The 20,754-nt window shown below is 71.8% G+C and carries 12 protein-coding genes; 9 read left to right on the plus strand and 3 right to left on the minus strand.

Annotated elements, in window-relative coordinates; genetic code table 11:
* Positions 1 to 139: 139 nt before the first annotated feature.
* Together ACIBK6_RS11210 and ACIBK6_RS11215 are read right to left on the minus strand one after the other, a co-directional pair.
* Entirely contained in the window at positions 140 to 2,233 is a 2,094-nt protein-coding gene (locus ACIBK6_RS11210; RefSeq protein WP_399050810.1) for a glycoside hydrolase, read from the minus strand.
* A 119-nt stretch (positions 2,234 to 2,352) separates the two neighbouring features.
* Positions 2,353 to 3,069 carry a helix-turn-helix transcriptional regulator gene (locus tag ACIBK6_RS11215; protein WP_399050811.1) on the minus strand — a complete coding sequence of 239 codons (717 nt, stop codon included), beginning with the start codon at positions 3,067 to 3,069 and terminating at the stop codon, positions 2,353 to 2,355.
* 59 nt (positions 3,070 to 3,128) lie between these two features.
* Between ACIBK6_RS11215 and ACIBK6_RS11220 the strand changes: the two genes are divergently transcribed.
* From ACIBK6_RS11220 to ACIBK6_RS11260, 9 genes are all read left to right on the plus strand, one after another.
* Positions 3,129 to 6,287 carry a cytochrome P450 gene (locus ACIBK6_RS11220; RefSeq protein ID WP_399050813.1) on the plus strand — a complete coding sequence of 1,053 codons (3,159 nt, stop codon included), beginning with the start codon at positions 3,129 to 3,131 and terminating at the stop codon, positions 6,285 to 6,287.
* 211 nt (positions 6,288 to 6,498) lie between these two features.
* Entirely contained in the window at positions 6,499 to 7,431 is a 933-nt protein-coding gene (locus ACIBK6_RS11225) for an NADP-dependent oxidoreductase (RefSeq protein ID WP_399051001.1), read from the plus strand.
* Positions 7,432 to 7,600: 169 nt separating this feature from the next.
* Positions 7,601 to 8,863: an EfeM/EfeO family lipoprotein gene (locus tag ACIBK6_RS11230; RefSeq protein WP_399050814.1), complete on the plus strand. Its 1,263-nt coding sequence runs from the start codon at positions 7,601 to 7,603 to the stop codon at positions 8,861 to 8,863.
* On the plus strand, positions 8,860 to 10,092 hold the full coding sequence (gene efeB / locus ACIBK6_RS11235) for an iron uptake transporter deferrochelatase/peroxidase subunit (RefSeq protein WP_399050816.1): 1,233 nt from the start codon (positions 8,860 to 8,862) through the stop codon (positions 10,090 to 10,092). Before ACIBK6_RS11230 ends, efeB begins: the two co-directional genes overlap by 4 nt.
* A gap of 187 nt (positions 10,093 to 10,279) precedes the next feature.
* On the plus strand, positions 10,280 to 12,193 hold the full coding sequence (locus ACIBK6_RS11240; RefSeq protein ID WP_399050817.1) for a phospholipase C: 1,914 nt from the start codon (positions 10,280 to 10,282) through the stop codon (positions 12,191 to 12,193).
* Positions 12,194 to 12,446: 253 nt separating this feature from the next.
* Complete coding sequence (locus ACIBK6_RS11245; RefSeq protein ID WP_399050819.1) at positions 12,447 to 13,361, plus strand: glycoside hydrolase family 25 protein; 915 nt, start codon at positions 12,447 to 12,449, stop codon at positions 13,359 to 13,361.
* 223 nt (positions 13,362 to 13,584) lie between these two features.
* Complete coding sequence (locus ACIBK6_RS11250) at positions 13,585 to 15,189, plus strand: APC family permease (protein ID WP_399051003.1); 1,605 nt, start codon at positions 13,585 to 13,587, stop codon at positions 15,187 to 15,189.
* 234 nt (positions 15,190 to 15,423) lie between these two features.
* Positions 15,424 to 17,559, plus strand: a complete 2,136-nt coding sequence (locus ACIBK6_RS11255) for a hypothetical protein (protein ID WP_399050820.1) — start codon at positions 15,424 to 15,426, stop codon at positions 17,557 to 17,559.
* A gap of 54 nt (positions 17,560 to 17,613) precedes the next feature.
* Positions 17,614 to 19,257 (plus strand): ABC transporter substrate-binding protein, encoded by a 1,644-nt coding sequence (locus ACIBK6_RS11260; RefSeq protein WP_399050821.1) that lies wholly within the window; start codon positions 17,614 to 17,616, stop codon positions 19,255 to 19,257.
* 22 nt (positions 19,258 to 19,279) lie between these two features.
* Here ACIBK6_RS11260 and ACIBK6_RS11265 read toward each other — a convergent pair whose 3' ends face one another.
* Positions 19,280 to 20,695: a PLP-dependent cysteine synthase family protein gene (locus ACIBK6_RS11265; RefSeq protein ID WP_399050822.1), complete on the minus strand. Its 1,416-nt coding sequence runs from the start codon at positions 20,693 to 20,695 to the stop codon at positions 19,280 to 19,282.
* Positions 20,696 to 20,754: the final 59 nt, after the last annotated feature.

Below are 20,754 nucleotides of genomic sequence, written 5' to 3' on the forward strand. Positions count from 1 at the left end.
TGGGGCACACGGCGGCCGTACGGTCACACGGTCGGGCTACGGGGCCGCGCTCGACGCCACGGAACGCACCGGCCGGAGGGTGTGACCACGGGGCGGCCGTGAGGCTGATGTCCCGTGGCCTGCCGACCTGGGGCGCGCTCTACGACACCACCTTGGCCGGGCACAGCCGCTGCGGCTTGCCGCCCTTGAGTGTCGCGTCGACGCAGCCGCCCGGGAGGCCGTCGTGGGCGGCGGTGCCGAAGTTGGCGGTGACGGTCAGCGTGCCGTCGCCGAACACGGTCCGCTGGACCGTGCCGTCGCCGGTCAGCCGACGGTACGACGTCAACTCCTTCGTGCCCGCTGCCTGGTGGAGCGGAGCGAAGTACTTCTGGAGCGCGGCCAGTTCGTTCAGATTCCGCTCATTGCGCTTGTCCTTGTCGCTGATCACGAAGTTCAGCGGCGTGTTGTAGAGCATCGCCAGCAGTGCCCGCGTCGTCTTCTGCTCCGGGAGCTTGCCGAAGGGCAGTTCCCAGCGCTCCACATTGACCAGCGAGCCGTGCAGGGCGGCCTCGTACAGCGGCACGCGATACGCCGGGTCGTACATCGCCTTGAGGGCGTCGGCCACCGCGGCCCGGTGTTCCGGCTTGAAGTCGCTCACCCGCACCGGCTTGAAGAAGGTGTCGGCGGCCGCCGCCGGGGTGTAGCCGCCCCAGGCGGGGTCGTCCTTCGGCTGGTCGGGTGCGCTGTCGAAGTGCCCGGTCTCCATCGGCCACAGTCGGCCGTCCACCGGGGTGCCCGACCCGTGGTCGAAGGCCAGCACCTTGTTGGCCCAGGCGCCGGCCGACTCGGAACCCAGCACGAGCGGGGCGTGGTGCGTGTCGTACGAGCCGTCCGCCAGGCGCTGCATCCGGGCCAGGCGGTTGGTCCGGTCCTGAGCCATGGTCATCGGGTGCGCGGGGTCGTGGTCGCGGAAGAGCTCGCCCGCCGCGTCCACGTCGAGAAAATAGCTGGTGGCGCCGTTGGCGACCAGCGAACGCGTGCGGTCGGCGAGGTAGTGCCTGCCCGGCTCGGCCTGCTCGAACGCCTGAGAGCTGAGGTAGCAGCCCTGCTTGTGGAAGCCGGGCTGGGGAGTGCCGTCGGCCCGCCGCACACAGAACGACGGGTAGACGCCGTCGGGCCAGACCGAGTTCGGGGGAGTGTCCGGCCCCTTCGCGCGCCCGTTGGCGAACGAGTCGTACGGGCCCACCAGATACCCGGCCTTCTTCGCCGCCGCGGCGTCCTCGCTCTTCATGGGCGCCTCGTCCGCGTCGTAACCCAGCCACAGCCGCGAAACGCCGAGCGCCTTCAGCCGCGCGATACCGGCCGCCGTGCGGGCGCCGCCCCAGGCGTAGGCGTGGAACGCGCCGAGCAGCCGGCCCGTCTCCGGGTTCTTCCTGATCTTCTCGCTCAGGCTGCCGAGCTGCCCGTGCTCGGCGAGCCAGTGCCGGTAGTCGACGGCGGGCGCGACGGGCGAGCCGTCGGTGAGGGAGAAGGCGACGGTGTAGCCGCGGGTCCCGTCGCCGCCGGAGAAGGAGTGCTTGGCCGTGGTGCTCAGGCGGCCGCCTCGGGAGGCGTACGCGAGCGACGTACCGATGTCGGTGGGGGCGAGGTAGCTGACGCCCCGTCCGCTGCCGAGCGCGTAGCCCCAGATGGGCAGGGAGAGCTGCGACGCCATGTCCTCCTCGCTGCCGACGAGTTGGGCCCGCGAGGAGTTCCAGAAGGGGTCGGCGACAGGGAGCGACAGGCCTTCGCCGCGCGGGAGTTGGAGGGCGGAGGCGGCCGGGTCGGTGCCCGTGACCGGCCAGGCCAGGGTCGCGTCGCGGTCGGCGGTGATCGTGACGAGCAGCCTGCCGTGCTCGACGCGGGCCTCGGCATCGAGGCCCCGGTCCGGGTACGACCACCGGGCGCCGTTGCCCGATGCGGCCAGGTTCCTCGGCGTGCCCGGGGTGTCCGCGGCCGGGTCCGACATGCGCAGGGTCTGCCCGTCGTCGGCGCGGGCGTCGATCCGCAGGGTCGCCGGGTCGATGGTGGCCGTGCCACCGCTGACGGCCAGTTCGACCTGACCGTGGTGGATCCGCGCCCCGGCCCGGTCCGCGGGACCCGCGCCGGCGGCAGGTGCGAGTCCGGCCGCGAGCGCGGTGGCGACGGCGAGAACGAGAAGGCCGCGCCGGCGGGACGGGCGCGCGATGGATGACTTACCCGTTGTGGTGTCCATGGCGCAGTGATAACGAAGAGGTTTAAGAGAACTCTAAGAGGCCGTGACACGACGGGGGTTGGAGCGCGGGATGCCCACGGTGGTGGCGGAGAGCCGGCTCGGCGTGGAACGACGGCCTGTCAAGGCTGCCCGGTGAGGCCCTCCGCCGGGACCGGTGGCCAGTGGCCGGGGGAGAGGACGCCCAGCGCGTACGCCTTGGCCACCAGAGCCGTACGGCCCTGGACGCGCCACCGCTGGGAGAGCCGGGTGAGGTGGTAGTTGACGCCGTCCACGGTCAGGCCGAGGGTCTTGCCGATGGCGGCCGTCGTCGCACCGGACGCGGCCAGCGCCAGGATGCGGGCCTGCGCCGGGCTGACCGCGTCGCGCGCGGGCGGCTCCGGGCGCTCGCCCCGTACGTACAACATGGCGAGCAGCAGGGGAGCGGGCTGGGGCACCACCATCACCGGGTGGATGGTGAACTCGCCCTCGCGCTCGGCGCCGTCCGTGGCCGACCGCCAGGTCACCTCGATGGGATAGCGGGACATGCGGCCGGTGCGCAGCGCCCTCACCAGCCGTTCCAACTGCGCCTCGGACCGCGGTGTGAACAGTTCGCGCAGCGAGCGCCCGCGCAGTCGGCCCGGGACGGTGCCCCACTCGGCGGCCATCGCGGGATTCGCGACGATCACCTCCGCGTCGATCCGGCAGACGGCGATCGGCATGGGAATGCGGTCGAGCAGCGTCAGGAAGTGGTTGCGCCACGCCCCCATGTCCTCCACCAGCACCGGCTGCTCGTCGGCCATGTCGTCCGCCACCACTCCCTGCCGGCCCGTCCGCAAGTGCGGGACGTGAGAAACCACTGCACAATCATGCAGTCGCCCACCACGGCGCGGCACACCGGGCGGGCCACGCTGGAAACATGACGGACACGATCCCGATCCCTGCCGAAGCACGCCCCGCCGACGAGGCCATCCCCGAGGTGGACATCTCGGCCGGCGGTCTCACCGAGACCCCCGTCCAACAGGCCATGGAGCTGGCCCGGGTGCACGGGCCGGTGTTCCGGCGCAGACTGAACCAGCACCAGAACCTCTTCGTCAGTTCGCTCGACCTGGTCACCGAACTCTCCGACGAGACCCGCTTCTCCAAGGGCATCTCCATCACGCTGGACTACGTACGAGAGTTCGCGGGCGACGGTCTGTTCACCGCGTACAACGACGAGCCGAACTGGGCCAAGGCGCACGACATCCTCATGCCCGCCTTCGCGCTCGGCTCGATGCGCACCTACCATCCGGCGATGCTGCGCGTCGCCCGCCGCGTCATGGGCAGCTGGGACCGCCACTCGGCCCGGGGGTCGGCCGTCGAGGTCGCCGACGACATGACGCGGATGACGCTGGACACCATCGGTCTTGCCGGATTCGGCTTCGACTTCGACTCGTTCGGCCGGGACACCCCCCACCCCTTCGTCGAGGCGATGGTGCGCTGCCTGGAGTGGAGCATGAAGCGGCTCGGCCGCACCGAGGGCGCCGACTACCGCGAGCAGGACCGGGAGTTCGAGCGCGACTCGGCCTATCTGGCCGCCGTGGTGGACGAGGTCATCGCCGCCCGCAACCAGAGCGGCGACACCTCCGTCGACGATCTGCTGGGTCTGATGCTGGGCGCCGAGCACCCCAAGGACGGCACCACCCTGGACGCGGCCAACATCCGCAACCAGGTCATCACCTTCCTGATCGCCGGGCACGAGACCACCTCGGGCACCCTCTCCTTCGCCCTGTACCACCTGCTGAAGGACCCGACGGCGCTGCGCCTGGCCCAGCGCGAGGCGGACGAGCTGTGGGGCGACGACCCCGACCCCGGCCCCACCTTCGAGGACATCGGGAAGCTGCGCTTCACCCGCCAGGTGCTGAGCGAGGCCCTGCGGCTGTGGCCCACCGCGGCCGCCTTCACCCGGCAGGCCCGCGAGGACACCCTGCTCGGCGGCCGCCACCCGCTGCGCGCGGGCGAACTGGTCACCGTGCTCACGCCGATGCTGCACCGCGACCCGGTGTGGGGCGACAACCCGGAGCTGTTCGACCCGGCACGGTTCACGCCCGAGGCGGAGGCGGCCCGCTCCCCGCACGCGTACAAGCCCTTCGGTACGGGCGAACGGGCCTGCATCGGGCGGCAGTTCGCGCTCCACGAGGCCACGATGCTGCTCGCTCTGCTCGTGCACCGCTACCGCTTCGTGGACACGGCCGGCTACCAGCTGCGGATCAAGGAGACCCTCACCCTCAAGCCCGACGGGTTCACCCTCTCCCTAATCCGGCGCACACCCGCCGACCGCGCCCTGAACCGGGCCGCGCTCCCCGGCACCGGCTCCCGCGCGACGCGTCCGGCGGCCAACGAAGGCGCCCCCGAACTGCCCGCCCGAGTCCGCCGGGGCACCGGGCTGCTCCTCCTGCACGGCACGAACTACGGCACCTGCCGCGAGTTCGCCGAGCGCCTCGCCGCCGAAGCCGCCGGCCTCGGCCTCGCCGCCGAAGTCGCCCCGCTGGACGCCCACGCGGGCGCCCTGCCCAAGGACCGCCCCGTCGTCATCGTCGCCGCCTCCTACAACGGACAGCCCACCGACGACGCGGCCCGGTTCGTCCGGTGGATCGAGGACGCGGAGCCGGGCGTGGCGGAGGCAGTGCCGTACGCGGTGCTCGGTGTCGGCGACCGCAACTGGGCCGCGACCTATCAGCGCGTCCCCACCCTCATCGACGAACGGCTCGCGGCACTCGGCGCCGACCGGATACTTCCGCGCGCCGAAGCCGACGCCTCGGGTGAACTCACGGGAACGGTAAGGGAGTTCGCGGAGTCCCTGCGGGTGGCCATCCTCGAACGGTACGGCGACCCGGACAGCATCGGCGCATCAGCACCGGCCGCCGACGCCGCGTACACCGTCACCGAGGTCACCGGCGGCCCGCGCGACGCGCTCGCCGCGCGCCACGGCCTCCTCCCGATGACCGTCACCGAGGCCCGCGACCTGACCGCGCCCGGCCACCCCCGGCCCAAGCGCTTCGTGCGCCTGGCGCTGCCCGACGGCATCGACTACCGCACGGCCGACCACCTCGCCGTCCTGCCCGCCAACGACCCGGCGGCCGTGGTCCGGGCCGCCGCGGCACTCGGCGCGGACCTCGACACGGTGCTGAACATCCACACGCCGGGCACGGGACCGGCCACCCTGCCCGTCGACCGCCCGCTGTCGGTACGCGAACTCCTCACCCACTACATCGAGTTGGGCACCCGCCCCACCCCGGCCCAGACCGCACTGCTCGCCGCGCAGAACCCCTGCCCGCCCGAACGCGCCGCCCTGGAGCACCTGGCGGCGGACGACCCCCGCACCCTGCTCGGCCTCATCGAGGACCACCCCGCACTGCGCGGCGCACTCGACTGGCCGACCATCCTCGACCTGCTGCCCCCGCTGCGCCCCCGCCCGTACTCGGTGTCCTCCTCGCCCGCCCGCGACCCGCGCCACGCCGACCTGATGGTCTCGCTGAAGCCCGGCGGCACCGGCTCGGCCCATCTGCACTCCCTGCGGCCCGGCGACACGGTGCTGGCTCGCGTCCAGCCCTGCCGCGAGGCCTTCCGCATCGCGCCCGATGCGCCGGAGCCGGTCATCATGATCGCCGCGGGAACGGGCCTGGCTCCGTTCCGCGGAGCCGTCGCCGACCGCCTGACGGTACGTCAACCAGCCCCGGCTGTCCTCTACTTCGGATGCGACGCCCCGGACGCCGACTTCCTGCACGCCGATGAGCTGCGGGCGGCCGAGCTGGCCGGCGTGCTCTCGCTGCGCCCCGCCTTCAGCGCCACCCCCGAAGGCGACGGCCGCTTCGTCCAGCACCGCATCGCCGCCGAGGCGGACGAACTGTGGCCCCTGCTGGAGAAGGGTGCCCGGGTGTACGTGTGCGGCGACGGCAGCCGGATGGCCCCGGGCGTGCGCGCCGCCTTCCGCGAGCTGTACGCGCGGCACACGGGCGCCTCGGCCGAGGAGGCCGAGGACTGGCTGGCCCGCCTCACCGCCGAGCGCCGGTACGTGGAGGACGTGTACGCGGGCTGACCCAGTCCCGGACGCTGAAGCCCCCCGGGCGGGCCGTATGAGGCCCGCCCGGGGGGCGCGGCCGCGTGCCGCGCACGAGAATCGTGGGGACCGAGGAGACCGGCCGAGCGCGGGCGCACCCCCGTCCGCGCACCGGGCCCCTCCCCGCCCCCATGACGCCGGGAGAGAGCAAGCGATGCCCACCAGCTCCGATAGCACCGAGAACACCACCATGAAGGCCATGACGTACTCCTCCTACGGAGACGACGCCGTGCTGCGCCTCACCGACCAGCCGCTGCCCAAGGTGGGCCCGGGTGAAGTGGTCGTCCGGGTGCGCTGTGCGGCCGTCAACCCGGTCGACTGGAAGATCATGTCCGGGGGGCTCGACGGCTTGATGGACACCGTGTTTCCGGTCATCCCGGGATGGGACGTGGCCGGTGTCGTGGAGCGCGTCGGCATCGACACGCCCGAATGGAAGGCGGGCGACGAGGTCTTCGCGTACGCCCGGAAGGACTACGTGCACGGCGGCACCTTCGCGGAGTTCGTGACCGTCCCCGTGCGCGCGCTGGCCCGCAAGCCGAAGTCCCTGAGCTGGGAGGAGACGGCGGGCGTCCCGCTGGCCGGGCTCACCGCCCAGCAGACCCTGACCCGGCTCGGCACGGGCAAGGGTGACACGGTGCTCGTCCACGGCGTGGCGGGCGGCGTCGGCACGTTCGGTGTGCAGATCGCCCGTGCGCTGGGCGCCCGCGTCATCGGAACGGCCTCCGAGCGCAACCACGACCGGCTGCGCGAGCTGGGGGCCGAGCCGGTCACCTACGGCGACGGCCTCGCCGAACGCGTCCGGGCGCTGGCTCCCGACGGCGTGGACGTCGTGGTCGACTACGTCGGCGGCGTGCTCGACGCGACCCGGGCGGTCCTGCGGGAAGGCGGCCGTCACGCGTCGATCGCCGACCCGTCCGTCATGGAGGCGGGCGGCCAGTGGATGTGGGTGCGCCCCGACGGCGAAGGGCTCACGGTCCTGGCCGGTCTCGCGGACTCGGGGCAGCTCAAGGTCCCGGTGGCCGAGACGTTCCCCCTGGACCGACTGGCGGACGCCTTCGGACTCAGCCGGACGGGCCACGCCCACGGCAAGATCCTCATCAAGGTCAGCGAGGACTCCGCGTAACACCGACCGCTTCCCGTCCGGCCCACCGCATGCCTCGCATTCGGTGTCGAGTCGGTGAACGCGGAGGTAACTCTGGGCGGTGGGGCTGCTCTGAGGGCACTCCGTGCTCAGGCGGGTGTCTAGCATGAGCACGTCGTCTTTTCCCAGTTGGCAGGAACGGAGTGCCGTGATGACCGACCTCGATCCGGGTGCCGGTCAGGAGCCGGCCGAGCCCGACGGGGAGTCCGGCATACCGGGCCGCACCGCCCGGCCGGCCCGCGCCCGACAGATCGGCGCGGCCGTGGTCGTGGCCGCCCTCGCCGTCGGCGGCATCGTCTACGCCGTCGGATCCGGCCACCGCCCGGCGGCCGCGCCCGGGGCGCAGGGGCCGACCACCATCGAGGTGTCGACCGGTGCCTGTGGTCGCGGCTGGACCGGCGCGACACCCGGTCCGCAGGTTTTCCAGCTGCGCAACACCTCCGCGACAGCGGCCGAGGTCGACCTCACCGACCCCGCCACCGGCGCCGTCTACGGGGAGATCGAGGGCCTCGCCCCCGGCACCACCCGCGAGATGCGGGTGGTACTGGGCGGTGGCTCGTACGCGTTCAAGTGCCTGCCCGACGACGCCGACGCGGTCACCGGACCCACCGTGAAGATCGCGGGCGCCACCGCGGGCAGCGGTCCTGCCGCGGTGCCGGTGACCCAGCACGACCTGATTCCGCCGACCCTCGCCTACCAGCAGTGGATCGCGGCCAGAACCGTCGAACTCGCCGACCGGACGGACGAGTTGAAGCGGGCCGTCGACGACGGCGACCTCGCCGCCGCGCGACAGGCGTGGCTGCCCGCGCACATGGTGTACGAGCGGATGGGCGCAGCCTACGGAACGTTCGGGGAAGCGGACGCCGCCATCAACAGCCCCGGCCCCGGCCTCTCGGCCGCCGCATCAGCCCAGGATTTTAATGGCTTCCACCGTGTCGAGTACGGGCTGTGGCACGGAGAGTCGGCCGCGTCGCTGCGCGGGCCGGCGGACCGGCTCGCCCAAGCCGTGCACGCCCTGCACGACAGCTGGCCGCAGGCCAGGATGGACCCGGCCCAACTGGGCCTGCGCGCCCACGAGATCCTGGAAGCCACCGCGCAGTCCGAGCTCACCGGCCGCACCGACTACGGCAGCGGCAGCAACCTGGCCACCGCCCGCGCCAACCTCGACGGAACCCGTGAACTCCTCACCCTGCTGCGCCCGTTGCTCACCAGCCGCTACCCGGACCTGCCGCGCCTCGACTCCTGGCTGGACCGCACCCAGCACACCCTGGACCGCTTCGACAGCGACGGCGGCTGGACACCGCTGGACCGGCTGAACCGCCCGGACCGGCAGCGGATCAACAGCGACATCGGCCAGGCGGTCGAACTCCTGGCCCCGGTGGCGGCCATCTGCGAAGCGCGGAGGACAACATGAGTGAGGTACGGCGGCGCGGCTTCCTGCGGGGCGCGGCGGCGGGGGTCGGGACCGCGGTCACCGGGGCCGCGCTGCCCGGCGCGACCCCCCGTACGGCCGCCCGGGCGGACGACGCAGGCAAGGCCGCGGCCACCGTGGACTTCCACGGCGTGCACCAGCCCGGCATCCTTCAACCCCCGCAGCGCGCAACGGCGTTCGTGTCCTTCGACGTCACCGCGGCGGACCGCAGGGAGCTGACGGAACTGCTGCACACCCTCACCGATCGGGCCCGCTTCCTCGCCACCGGCGGCTCCCCGCCCCCGGTGGGAATCACCGCGCAGCCCAGCGACTCCGGGGTGCTCGGCCCGCAGGTGCCCACCAGCGGCCTGACGGTCACGGCGGGTGTCGGCGCCTCCCTCTTCGACGACCGGTTCGGGCTGAAGAGCCGCAAGCCGGCCCGGCTCTCCGCGATGCCCGCCTTCCCCGACGACGACCTCGACGCGGCCTGGTGCCACGGCGACCTGAGCGTCCAACTGTGCGCCGACAGCCCGGACGTGGTCCTGCACGCCCTGCGCGACATCGCCCGGCACACCCGTGGCGGCCTGCAGGTGCGCTGGCGCATGGACGGCTTCACCAGCCCGCCGAGACCCAGCGGCACCCCCCGCAACCACCTCGGCTTCAAGGACGGCACCGCCAATCCCGACACCGCCGACCCGGCCGCGATGGACCGCCTCGTGTGGGTGGGCGCGGGCGGCGGCGAACCGTCGTGGACGGCCGGCGGAAGCTACCAGGTGGTGCGGCTGATCCGGATGCTCGTGGAGTTCTGGGACCGGGTCTCGATCACCGAGCAGGAGCGCATGTTCGGCCGCAGCCGGGACACCGGCGCCCCGCTGGACGGATCGGGCGAGTTCGACGTCCCGGAGTTCGCGCAGGACCCCAAGGGCGATGTGATCCCGCTGGACAGCCACATCCGGCTGGCCAATCCGCGGTCCGGGCAGAGCGAGGGGCAGCGGATCCTGCGCCGCGGATACAACTACGACCGCGGCATGCGCACCAACGGCGACCTCGACATGGGGCTGATCTTCTGCTGCTACCAGCAGGACCTGGCCCGGCAGTTCGAGACCGTACAGAAGCGCCTCGCGGGGGAGCCGCTGGTGGACTACGTCAAGCCGTTCGGCGGCGGCTACTTCTTCGCGCTGCCCGGGGTGCGGGACCGGACCGACTGGTTCGGCCGGGGCCTGCTCGCCTGAGTTCTGCTGGACCGACCGGACTTGACCAACAGAGGGTCAAGTTTTGGCCGGGGATTCCTGACCACCTGTTCACCGGGAGGACACAGTGACGCAGTCGCGGTGTAGTGGTCCGCGCGAAACATCGAATTTCGTCAACGACATACAAGAAGGCGGCCGGACGGCGGACGCCAGTGGAGGCATGCGGAGCATGGGCAGCATACGTAGCGCGGTAGGTCCGGGGCGCTGGGCCAGACGCTGGGGAGCGTTCGCCGGTGCCGCGGCACTCGGCCTGCTGAGCGGTACGGTCCCGGCCGCGGCCGACTCGGCCGACCACCACCCCGGCGGCCAGACGGCCACCCCGGTCAAGCACTTGGTGGTGCTCTTCCAGGAGAACGTGTCCTTCGACCACTACTTCGGCGCGTACCCGGTGGCGGCGAACACCGACGGCACGAAGTTCACGGCCGACAAGCACACCCCGAAGGACATCAACACCCTCCGCAACGCGGGGCTGCTGACGCAGAACCCGAACCAGTACGCCCCCAAGCGGCTCACCCCGCAGCAGGCCATGACCTGCGACCAGAACCACAGCTACGGGCCCGAGCAGTACGCGGCCAACGCCGGCAAGGCCGACCAGTACGTGCAGAACACCGACTCCGGCAAGTGCTCCGGCAACCTGTTCGGTGAGCCCGGCCTGGTCATGGACTACTACGACGGCAACACCGTCACCGCGATGTGGAACTACGCCCAGCACTACACGCTCGGCGACAACTCGTACAGCAGCAACTACGGCCCCTCCACGCCGGGTGCGATCAACCTCGTCTCGGGCCAGACCCACGGGGTGATATCCACCGACCCCGCCTCCGGCACCGAGCACCCCAAGCAGACCGCGAAGCCGGACCCGTACACGGTCGTCTCGCCTGACGCCAAGGGTGTCGGCACCCTCACCAACGACCCCGACCCGGCGTACGACGACTGCTCGAACAAGGACCACACGAGCAAGAACGCGCTCGGCGCCATGCAGGGCCGCAACATCGGCGACCTGCTCAACCAGCAGAAGGTCTCCTGGGGCTGGTTCCAGGGCGGCTTCCGGCCCAGCACCGCCTGGGACGGCAAGCAGGGCAGTTACGCGAAGTGCTCGGGCAGCACCCACGCCAACGTGGGAGGCGCGGCGGTGGTCGACTACAGCCCGCACCACTCGCCCTTCCAGTACTACGAGTCGACGTCCAACCCGCACCACCTGCCGCCGAAGAACACCGCCGAGATCGGCCACAACGGGCAGGCCAACCACAACTACGACCTGAGCGACTTCGACGCGGCGCTCAAGGCGGGCAACCTGCCGGCCGTGAGCTTCCTGAAGGCCTCGGAGTTCCAGGACGGGCACGCCGCCTACTCCGACCCGATCGATGAGCAGCACTTCCTCGTCGAGAAGATCAACAAGCTCCAGCAGTCGCCGGAGTGGAAGGACACCGCGGTCGTCGTCGCGTACGACGACTCCGACGGCTGGTACGACCACGGCTACGCCAAGCCGCTGAACGGCTCGAAGGACACCAAGCCCGGCTCCGACGGCAAGGCCACCGACAGCCCGGCCTGCCAGGCCGGACCGGCCGCGGCCGGCGGCTACTCGGACCGCTGCGGCCCCGGTACGCGCCAGCCGCTCCTTGTCATCTCGCCGTACAGCAAGGTCAACGCCGTCGACCACGCCCAGACCGAGCAGGCGTCCATCACCCGCTTCATCGAGGACAACTGGCACACCGGACGGATCGGCGACGCCTCGTTCGACGCCCGCGCCGGCTCGCTGAACTCGGCCTTCGACTTCAAGCACCCCAACGGCAAGCAGGTGCTGCTCAACGAGGACGGCTCGGTCAAGTCCGTGGCGGAGATCCCCAAGAACCCGGCGCCGCCCGCCTCCCAGGGCACGACCGGCGAGACCGGCACGGCCGCCGCCACGGGCGGCTCCGGAAACAACCCGTCCACCCAGACGTCCGGCCAGACCCTTGCCGAGACCGGCTCTTCGTCGGCTCTCCTTCCGGCGGGGCTCACCGCGGCCGCGCTCGCGGCGGGCGGCGCGGGCATCGCCTTCACGGTGTACCGCCGCAAGTCCCGTACCAGCAGCGCCAGTTAAGACCCGCACGACCAGGGACCGCCGACGATGTGTCGGCGGTCCTTCGCGTGGTCGCGGCGGCGGCCGGTGGTCCGCGGCGGGTGGCCCGTACGCGACGCGAACCCATGCGGTGCGGTGACGGGCGAGGAGTCGGCCGCTGCATTTATGGGGAAGTAGAAGGAGACAAGAGGCGGTTCCGACCCCCGACTTGTGGTGGCGGCCCGCCGGCAGGGTGGCGTCACGGTGGCCGAGTGGGCACCGCGGAAGGACTCCGATGGGGATCTACGGGCAGGACTGGGCGTCGTACCAGTCGGCGGCACCGGACACGAGTGGTCTGTCCTTCGTCTTCGTCAAGGTCACCGAGGGGCTTTCGTACATCAATCCGCGCTGGGTGTCGCAGCGCGACCACGCGAAGGCGAACGGCCTGGTGTGGGGCGCCTACCACTACCCCCACATGGGCAACAGCGCGCAGGCCGAGGCGGACTACTTCCTCGCCTGGGTCAACTGGCAGCCCGGCGACCTGGTGGTCCTCGACTGGGAAGGCTACGACGCGGCGAACTCCCACGTCCCCAAGTCGACCCAACGTGCCTACAAGGACGCCTGGTTGAGATACGTCAAGAGCCGCCTGCCGCACCACCCCGTCGGAATGTACGCCAACCTCGACTACTGGTGGAACGTCGACCAGGACGGCTTCTACGGCGACTTCCTGTGGATCGCCACGGCCGGACGCGCCGCCGGAAGCCCCGGAATCCAGGCTAATTGGCTCTTCCATCAGTACGGCGAGTCCAACGGCCTCGACCGCGACTACTGCCACCTGCACAGCACGGCAGAACTCCGCGCCTGGGCGCTCTCGTTCCAGCACTCCCCGCCTCAGGAGACCGACATGCCCCAATGGATCACCGGCCGCGTCGAGCCGGGCGCCCAGCCCACCGTCGTCCTGCTCCCGCACGGCACCGCGTGGGACACGTACAACCGCAGACTGCACCTCGGCATGGACCAGATCACCGACACCCCGGTGACCGGTTCGGTCCGGGTGGCCCTCCACAACGGCACGCTGTGGCACGGCATCCAGACGGTCCGGGTGGGCGCCGCAGCCGGAACGGTCGATGTGGACATCACCAGCGGCGATCTGAAGGTGAGCCTCCAGACGGACACGGCGGGCGTCTCCTACGCCATCGAAACCTGGTGAGCCGCGAGGGGAGCCGGGCGGTGGCCCCATGTTCGCGGACCATCGACGGCGTGTTCGCGGTGACGACGCGATGAAGTGGGCGGATGTGTACTGGAGCGGCCCCACCGTCTGACGGGTGTGCGCGGGCGACATGCGATTCCTGGACGGTGTATGGCGCACGGCGTGGCACGCTGGGCATTCTTGTGTCCTCAGTCATCCAAGGAGGCGGGTGCGCGTGCGGCCGATCCAGCCCAGGGAGACTCCTTCGCCCCTGACGGTGCTGGGCGAGGAGCGCCGACTCCACAAGGAGCTCGGCTTCTGGAGCCTGACCGCCATCGGCTTCTCCAACATCCTCGGTTCGGGCTGGCTGTTCGCCGCCATGTTCGCGGCCCAGACCGCGGGGCCCGCCGCCCTGCTGTCCTGGGTCGCGGCCGGGGTGCTGTGCGCGCTGGTGGCGCTGGTCATGGTCGAACTCGGAGCCACCCGCCCGGAGGGCGGCGGCACCGTGCGATGGCCGCTGTACGCGAGCGGCCGGCTCGTCGGCACGGTCGTCGGCTGGTCGGTTCTGCTGTCGGTCGGCGGTACGGCCGCGGAAATCAGCGCGATCATGCAGTACGCCGCGCACTACCTGCCCGGCCTGTACGCCGGCGGCCGCCTCACCGCCTCCGGCCTCGCCGTGGCCACCGGTCTGAGCGTGCTCCTCACGGCACTCAACTGGTTCGCCGTGCGGATCTTCGCGCGGCTCAACAACCTGGTGTCGCTGTTCAAGGTCCTCATCCCGGTGCTCACGGTGGTCGCCCTGTTCCTCTCGGGCACGCATTCAGGACGCCTCACCGACAACGGCGGCTTCGCGCCGTACGGCTACGCGGCCTGTCTGACCGCGCTGGCCGGCGGCGGGATCGTGTACTCCGTCAACGGCTTCCAGGCACCCCTCGACTTCTCCGGCGAGGCCCGCAACCCGCGCCGCACCGTGCCGAGTGCGGTGCTCACCGGGATCGCTCTCGCCGTCCTGGTCTATCTCGGGCTGCAACTGGCGTTCCTGTTCACGGTGCCCGACTCGCTGCTCGCACACGGCTGGCGGGGAGTCAACTTCGACTCACCCTTCGGGCAGCTCGCCCTCGTGCTCAACCTCCACTGGCTGGCCACCCTGCTGTACGCCGACGCGGTGGTCTCGCCCGGCGGATCCGCGTACGTCGGCGTAGCGATCGACGCCCGGCACACCTATGCCCTGGCCAAGAACGGCCTGCTGCCCCGCTTCTTCATGCGGATCGACCCCCGTTCCGGCATGGCCCGCCGGGCCCTGCTGCTCAACCTCGCGGTCATCATCGTCTTCATGCTGCCGTTCGGCGGCTGGCAGGACATCGTCAGCGTGATGGGCGACATGTACCTGCTCGTCTACGCCGCCTCGGCGGTCGCGGCGGCGGCGTTCCGGGCGTACGACGCGGAGCGGGGAGCGCCGAAGGCGGAGGGCCGGGTGGCCGGGGTGCACTGGATCGCGCCCATCAGCTTCGTGGTGTCCAGCGAGTTCGTCTACTGGTCGGGCTGGCACCACCTGCGGCTGGCGCTGCCGCTGGTCCTTGCCGGCGTCCCGCTGTTCCTGATGCTGCGGCGCGACTCCGAAGGGCGTTCACAGCGCGCCGAGTTGAGGCAGGGCGCCTGGCTGGTCTTCCACCTGGCCGCGCTGACCCTGCTGTCGTGGCTCGGCACCTTCGGGGGCTCCGGACACCTGCCGGCGCCGTACGACTCCGTCGCGGTGGGCGCCGTCGCCCTGGCGGTGTTCGCCTGGGCGGTCCGCTCCGGTGCCGCACACCTCAGAACGGCGCCGGTCACCGCATTGCCGACCACGTGACCCGCTGGGCGGGGGAGTGCCCGTCCTCGGTCGAGGGTTCCTCCGGACAGTCCTGTTCCGCCGGGCCGCCCAGCTGAGACACCGCCACCGCCCTCAACCGCCTTACGAATACGCATCGTCCACGCGGATGTGGCGGAACACCCGTCGCGGCGTGTCCGCCTGGTGTTACCTTCCGTGTCAATCGATGCGGAGGGTGCGCCTTGTGCGCGTCGGTTCCAGGGGGCGGTGAGTGGGGTGGGGGATCTTGACGCGGCAGGGGGCGCCGATGCGTTCCTGCGGCACATGTTGTGGCGGTACCCGGGGCAGCGGCAGCCGATCGTGGCGCTCCTCGGCCCCAGGCAGTCCGGCAAGACCGATCTGCTGCGTGCCGTGTCGCGAGCGTGCGGCGGCACCGTCGTGCACGCGGCGCTCGACTTCGACGAGACCCCGCTCGACCCGGTGTCGGCGGCCGCGCTGGTCGCCTTCCAGATGATGCGCGGCTGGGACAATCTGCGCCACGGCCCGGTGTTCCACCGCTTCGGGCTCGGGCTGCTCGCCCTCAACGAGAACCTGGACGCGGACCGGGTCCGGGCCGCCGACCAGATCAGGGAACTCATCCAGCAGTACACACGCAACACCCGCCAGGGCAGGTTCGCGACCCGTCTGGAGCACGCGGCGGCCACCACGATGGACGTCGTCGCCCAGGGAGCACTGAGCCCCCTGGTGTCCGGGCCCGCGCGCGAGGTGGTCTCCGCGGTCCGCGAGCAAGCCAAGCCCGTCATCGGATCCTTGTTGCAGAGCGCCGCGCGCTGGGGCGTACGGGACGCGCTGCGCTGGCACATCAGCGTGCCCGAGGCCGAGTCCGCCCGCTCCATCGACGCGCTGATCAGGCTGAGTTCCACGTCCCGCTCCGCGGCGGTCGGTCCCCTCATGGCGGCGTTCCTCGCCGATGTCAAGGACCAGGCCGAGCGGCATCCGCCGCTGCGCTCCGCCTGCTCCTGCGTGCTGCCCGCCCAGGCCGCCCGCCCAGGCCGCCACGACCACGCGTGGGTCCTGCTTGTGGACGGCGCCCAGACCCCCAGCGGGCGGCGCTTCCTCACCGAGCTCGCGGGGGCCCGGGCCCGCAACCAGCACGCCGACGCGGACGGTTCGGGCGCGGCGGACCCCTTACTCGTCCTGGCCGCGTGCGAGCAGTGGCAGTCCGAGTGGACCTCCTGGTGGTGCGAACCCTGGCGCCCGACACCCCGCGCCGCCACACCCCAGCGCCGCGTCCCGCTGCTCTCCCGCGCGACCCGGACGCTGTGGGCCCGGGAGAACGACGCGGCCGTCCGCGTCGACCGGGGACCGGCGGCCGCCTGGTGGTACCCCGTGTGGCTCGACCCGATGACCGAGGAACAGGTCGGGTACGCCATGGACCGCTCGGACCCGTCGCCCGCCCGGCCACTGCCCTCGTCCGTCGTCCACCGGCTGACCGGGGGCCACCGCGGCGCCGTCCTGGCCGTCCTCGACGAACAGTTCGGTGCCCGTCCCGGCCCGCACGGCGCAGGACCCGCCGTGTCCCTGCACTCCCCGGCCGACGAGCAGGGCACGCCGCTGTGGTCCCACGCCCTGGAGACCAGCCTGCCCGAGGGGCTGCCCGTCCCCGGCGCCACCTGGAGCACCGCCCCCGCGGTGGTGCTCGCGGCCGCCTATCTCGCGGACGTACACACGGCACACGATCCGCGGCTGCCGTCGGACCTTGCGGAACTTCCGCGCAGCCTGGAACTGCTCCGCCGCCACCTGTGGGTCAGCACCTTCACCCACCGCCCCTCCCGCATCCGGGAGATCGGCTGGGGCGACGCCGACGGGCCGGCCACCCTGCACCCCTGGCTGGCCCGCTGCGCTCTCACCGCACTCAACACCGCCCGCCCCGCGCCGCCTTCGCAGGGGAGCTGCTGGCACGAGGTGTTCACCAGCCAGTCCATCGCGCTGACCACGCCACCGGTGCACGGCGGCGACGCGGCCGCAGTCGAGCGAAGGCTCTTCCACGACCTGGCCCTCGGCCGTTTCGCGCCGGTGGCCGCGGCCCTGGCCGCCCGGTTCGACGAGGACCACCGCGCGTGGATCCGGCTGCTCGACTATCTGTCGTCGGCGCCCTGCCGCCCGCTGTACGAGCGGTCCCCGCAGGAGGCGTACGCCCATCTGCTCGGCGGGGTCGAGAACGGCGGGCAGACGGTCCTCGCGGTGGCCACGGCGAAACTGCTGGCCCTGCTGTGGCTCTACAACGACCCGCTGACCGAGCACACCCGGCGCTGGGACGGCGAGATACGGGAGTGTTTCACCCGCCTCGCGCACAACTCCCGTCTGCTGGACGTCAGTCCGCTCCAGCAGGCGGCGGCGGCCTTCGCCTAGCCCAGCGATGGCCGCGGCGCCCCGCGTCCTTCGACCGCACCGCAAGGAGTGTCCATGCCACCCGCTGTAGGCAACCCCCGCTTCGGGCGGCTGCGCCGCCACCCGGTGCTGTCGATCGTGGCGGCCCTCGTGATCCTGTCCGGTCTGGTGCTCGGCGGCCGCTGGGGCTACGGCCGGCTCTTCCCGCCCTCGCTGACGTGCGGCACCGGCATGGCAGCCACCGGGACACCGCTCGCCTGCGCGGGCGTGAACATCGACAGCGTGCCGTTCACCGACCACGAGCCCGCCCGGATGCGGGAGTTGGAGAACCTGGTCAGGTCGGCCAACGATGGGGTGAAGGGCCCGTACACCAGCATCGTCCTGATGCTGGACCTCTCGCCCGTCTCCGATGTGGACACCCTCACCTACGACTCCCTCTACCCCAACATCGAAGGCGCCCTCACCGCCGTGTGGCGGGCCAACAACACCGCCGCCTACGGCAGTACGCCGGCCATCAAGCTGTACCTCGCCAACATGGGCAGCCAGTACGGCTCCTGGGCCGAAACGGTGGCCCGGGTCAAGGAGCGGGCGAGCGCCGAGCACATTTCGGCGGTCGTCGGGCTCGGCCAGAGCACCGAGCAGACCCGCAGCGCCGCCGCGGCGATCTCCGCCCAGCTGCACATCCCCGTCATCGGCTCCACGGTGACGGGCAACTCGATGAACACCGACCCCGCCGATCCCACCGGCAAGAAGCAGATAGTCGACATGTTCCGGGTCTCCCCGACCAATTCGGACTCGGTGACCGCCGCGAACCAGTACGTGTCGACCCTGCACCCGGTGGTCGCCTCCCTCGCGGTGGTCGCCGACAGCGTCACCGGTGACGACTACACCCAGACCCTCGCCGAGGCCGCCAAGTCCCGGTTCCGGGCGCCGAACCGCACCGTGACCGTGCTCCCGTACACCTCGCCCAGCGACCTGCCCGCCGGATCGGGGCGGCAGGACTACCTGGTGCAGCAGTTCAACCTGATGCACGCCAACCTGTGCCAGGCGGCGCCCTCAGTGGTCTACTTCGCCGGCCGGGGCCGCGACCTCGGGGCGTTCGTGGAGAACTGGGTGCAGGGCGCCCCGTGCGGCATCGCCCAGCTGCGCATCCTCGTCGGTGACGACGCCTCGGAGAGCATCCACGACAAGGCCGTGCTCAACGGCATCGCCTCCGGCCGGGTCACCGTCTCGTTCACCGCGCTTGCCAGCCCCGACGAGTGGGGCAAGGACTGCCCCGGATCGGACGCGAAGCACAACTACGACCAGTTCTGGACCGCGTTCACCGGCCGCCCCGACCCGTGCACGGGCCAGCCCCCGATCGCCGACAAGGACGTGGCGACCCTCGCCTTCGACCCCGTCGACCTGGGCAGCGGACAGGCCATGCTCACCCACGACGCGGCCGTCGCGGCGATCAGCGCGGGCCGGCACGACGCCGTGGGACTGAAGAACCCGGGTCTGGAGACCGGCATCCTGCACCAGTTCTACTGCGCCCAGATGCTGCCCGGAGCCAGCGGCTGGCTGTCCTTCGGCAGCGACGGCACCCCGGCCGGCAAACCCACGCCGGTGGTCCAGCTCGACGCCGACGGCACGACCAAGACCATCGCCCTGACCTGGCCCGACGGCAGTCCCAACCTGAGCCTGCCGCAGCGCGGAGGCAAGGGCGCCCCAGGCTGCTGAACCGCTTCCGGGATACCGCTGGTCAGCGGGCGGAGCCGAGGGCGTGGTGCAGGTCGGCCGAGGTGATGAGGGCCAGGGCGCAGCCGTCGTGCAGGACCACCGCGGTGTCCTGCGACGCCCGGGTCAGTTCATCGAGTGCGGGCCGGGCCGGTTCTCCGTGGCCGAAGTGGGGGAGGGGCGGGTCGAGATGGCCCGACAGCGGGTCTGCCGGGGTGGCGTCGCCGTCGTGGACGGCGGCTTCGAGCCCGGCCAGGGTTACGGATCCGGTGAGTTCGGGCGCCGTGGGACGGCGGTCGGGGCCCGCCGGGCAGGGGCCGGCGGGCAGCACGGGTGACGCGCCGCCGCTCTTCGTGGCCCGCAGGACGGCAAGTGCCTCGCCGACGGTGGTGCGGGTGTTGAGGTAGGGGAACGGCGTGGTGCGGGCGTCCGGAGGGGTGGCGTCCGCGACCCGGGGGTGGCTCGTGTCGCCGTCGAGGAAGCCCAGTCGCAGCATCCAGGCGTCGTTGAAGTACTTGGACAGGTACTGCCGTCCGGAGTCCGGCAGGATCACCACCACGACCGCGTCTGGCCCGGCCTCCGCCGCGACCTGGTGGGCTGCGGCCAGCGCCGTTCCGGACGAGCCGCCGACCAACAGGCCCTGTTCGCGGGCCAGTTGGCGCAGGGTGTCGAGTGCGTGCCGGTCGGCGATGGGCACGACGCGGTCGACGACTTCGGGGTGGTACGACGTGGGCCACACGTCGTCCGCGGTGTCGGGGTGCAGGAAATGGCCGGCCGCCTCGATGAAGTACGGGCGGCCGTCGCCCCCGGAGTAGACGGAGGAGGCGGGGTCCGCCCCGATCACCTGGACGGCATCGCCGCCGACCTCCTTGAGATAGCGGCCGGCGCCGCTGATGGTGCCGCCGGTGCCGATGCAGGACACCAGGTGGGTGACGCGTCCCCGGGTCTGGCGCCAGATCTCCGGCCCGGTGGTCAGGTAGTGGGCCTCGGGGTTGGCCGGGTTGTCGTACTGGTTGGCAAGCCACCCGCCCGGCGTCGTCCCGGCGATGCGGACCGCGGTGCTCACGGGGTGGTCGGGGTGCTCGCGGGGCAGGCCGCCCGGTTTGATCACGACCTCGGCGCCGAAGGCCCGCAGGGTGGCGACCTTCTCATCGCTGGCCCGGTCCGAGACGACCAGCACGCTCCGGTACCCCTTCTCGGCCGCCACGAGCGCGAGTCCGATGCCGGTGTTGCCGGAGGTGGCCTCGACGACGGTCCCGCCCGGCCGCAGCAGCCCGTCCTGCTCCGCCCGCTCGATCATGCGCAGACCGATCCGGTCCTTGGCGCTGCCCCCGATGCTCAGATACTCCAGCTTGGCGTAGACGGCGGCGGGGCTCCCGGTGCGCAGACGGACCAGCGGTGTGCCGCCGATGAGGTCGAGCGCAGACTCGTAAACGTCCATCACGGCACCCTAGCCAATGGCCCAGCAGTGCTAAGCCCATGACAGGACGGCGAGTTGGT

Origin of the sequence: Streptomyces sp. NPDC050485, assembly GCF_044458185.1 — a bacterium.
Classification (GTDB): Bacteria; Actinomycetota; Actinomycetes; order Streptomycetales; family Streptomycetaceae; genus Streptomyces.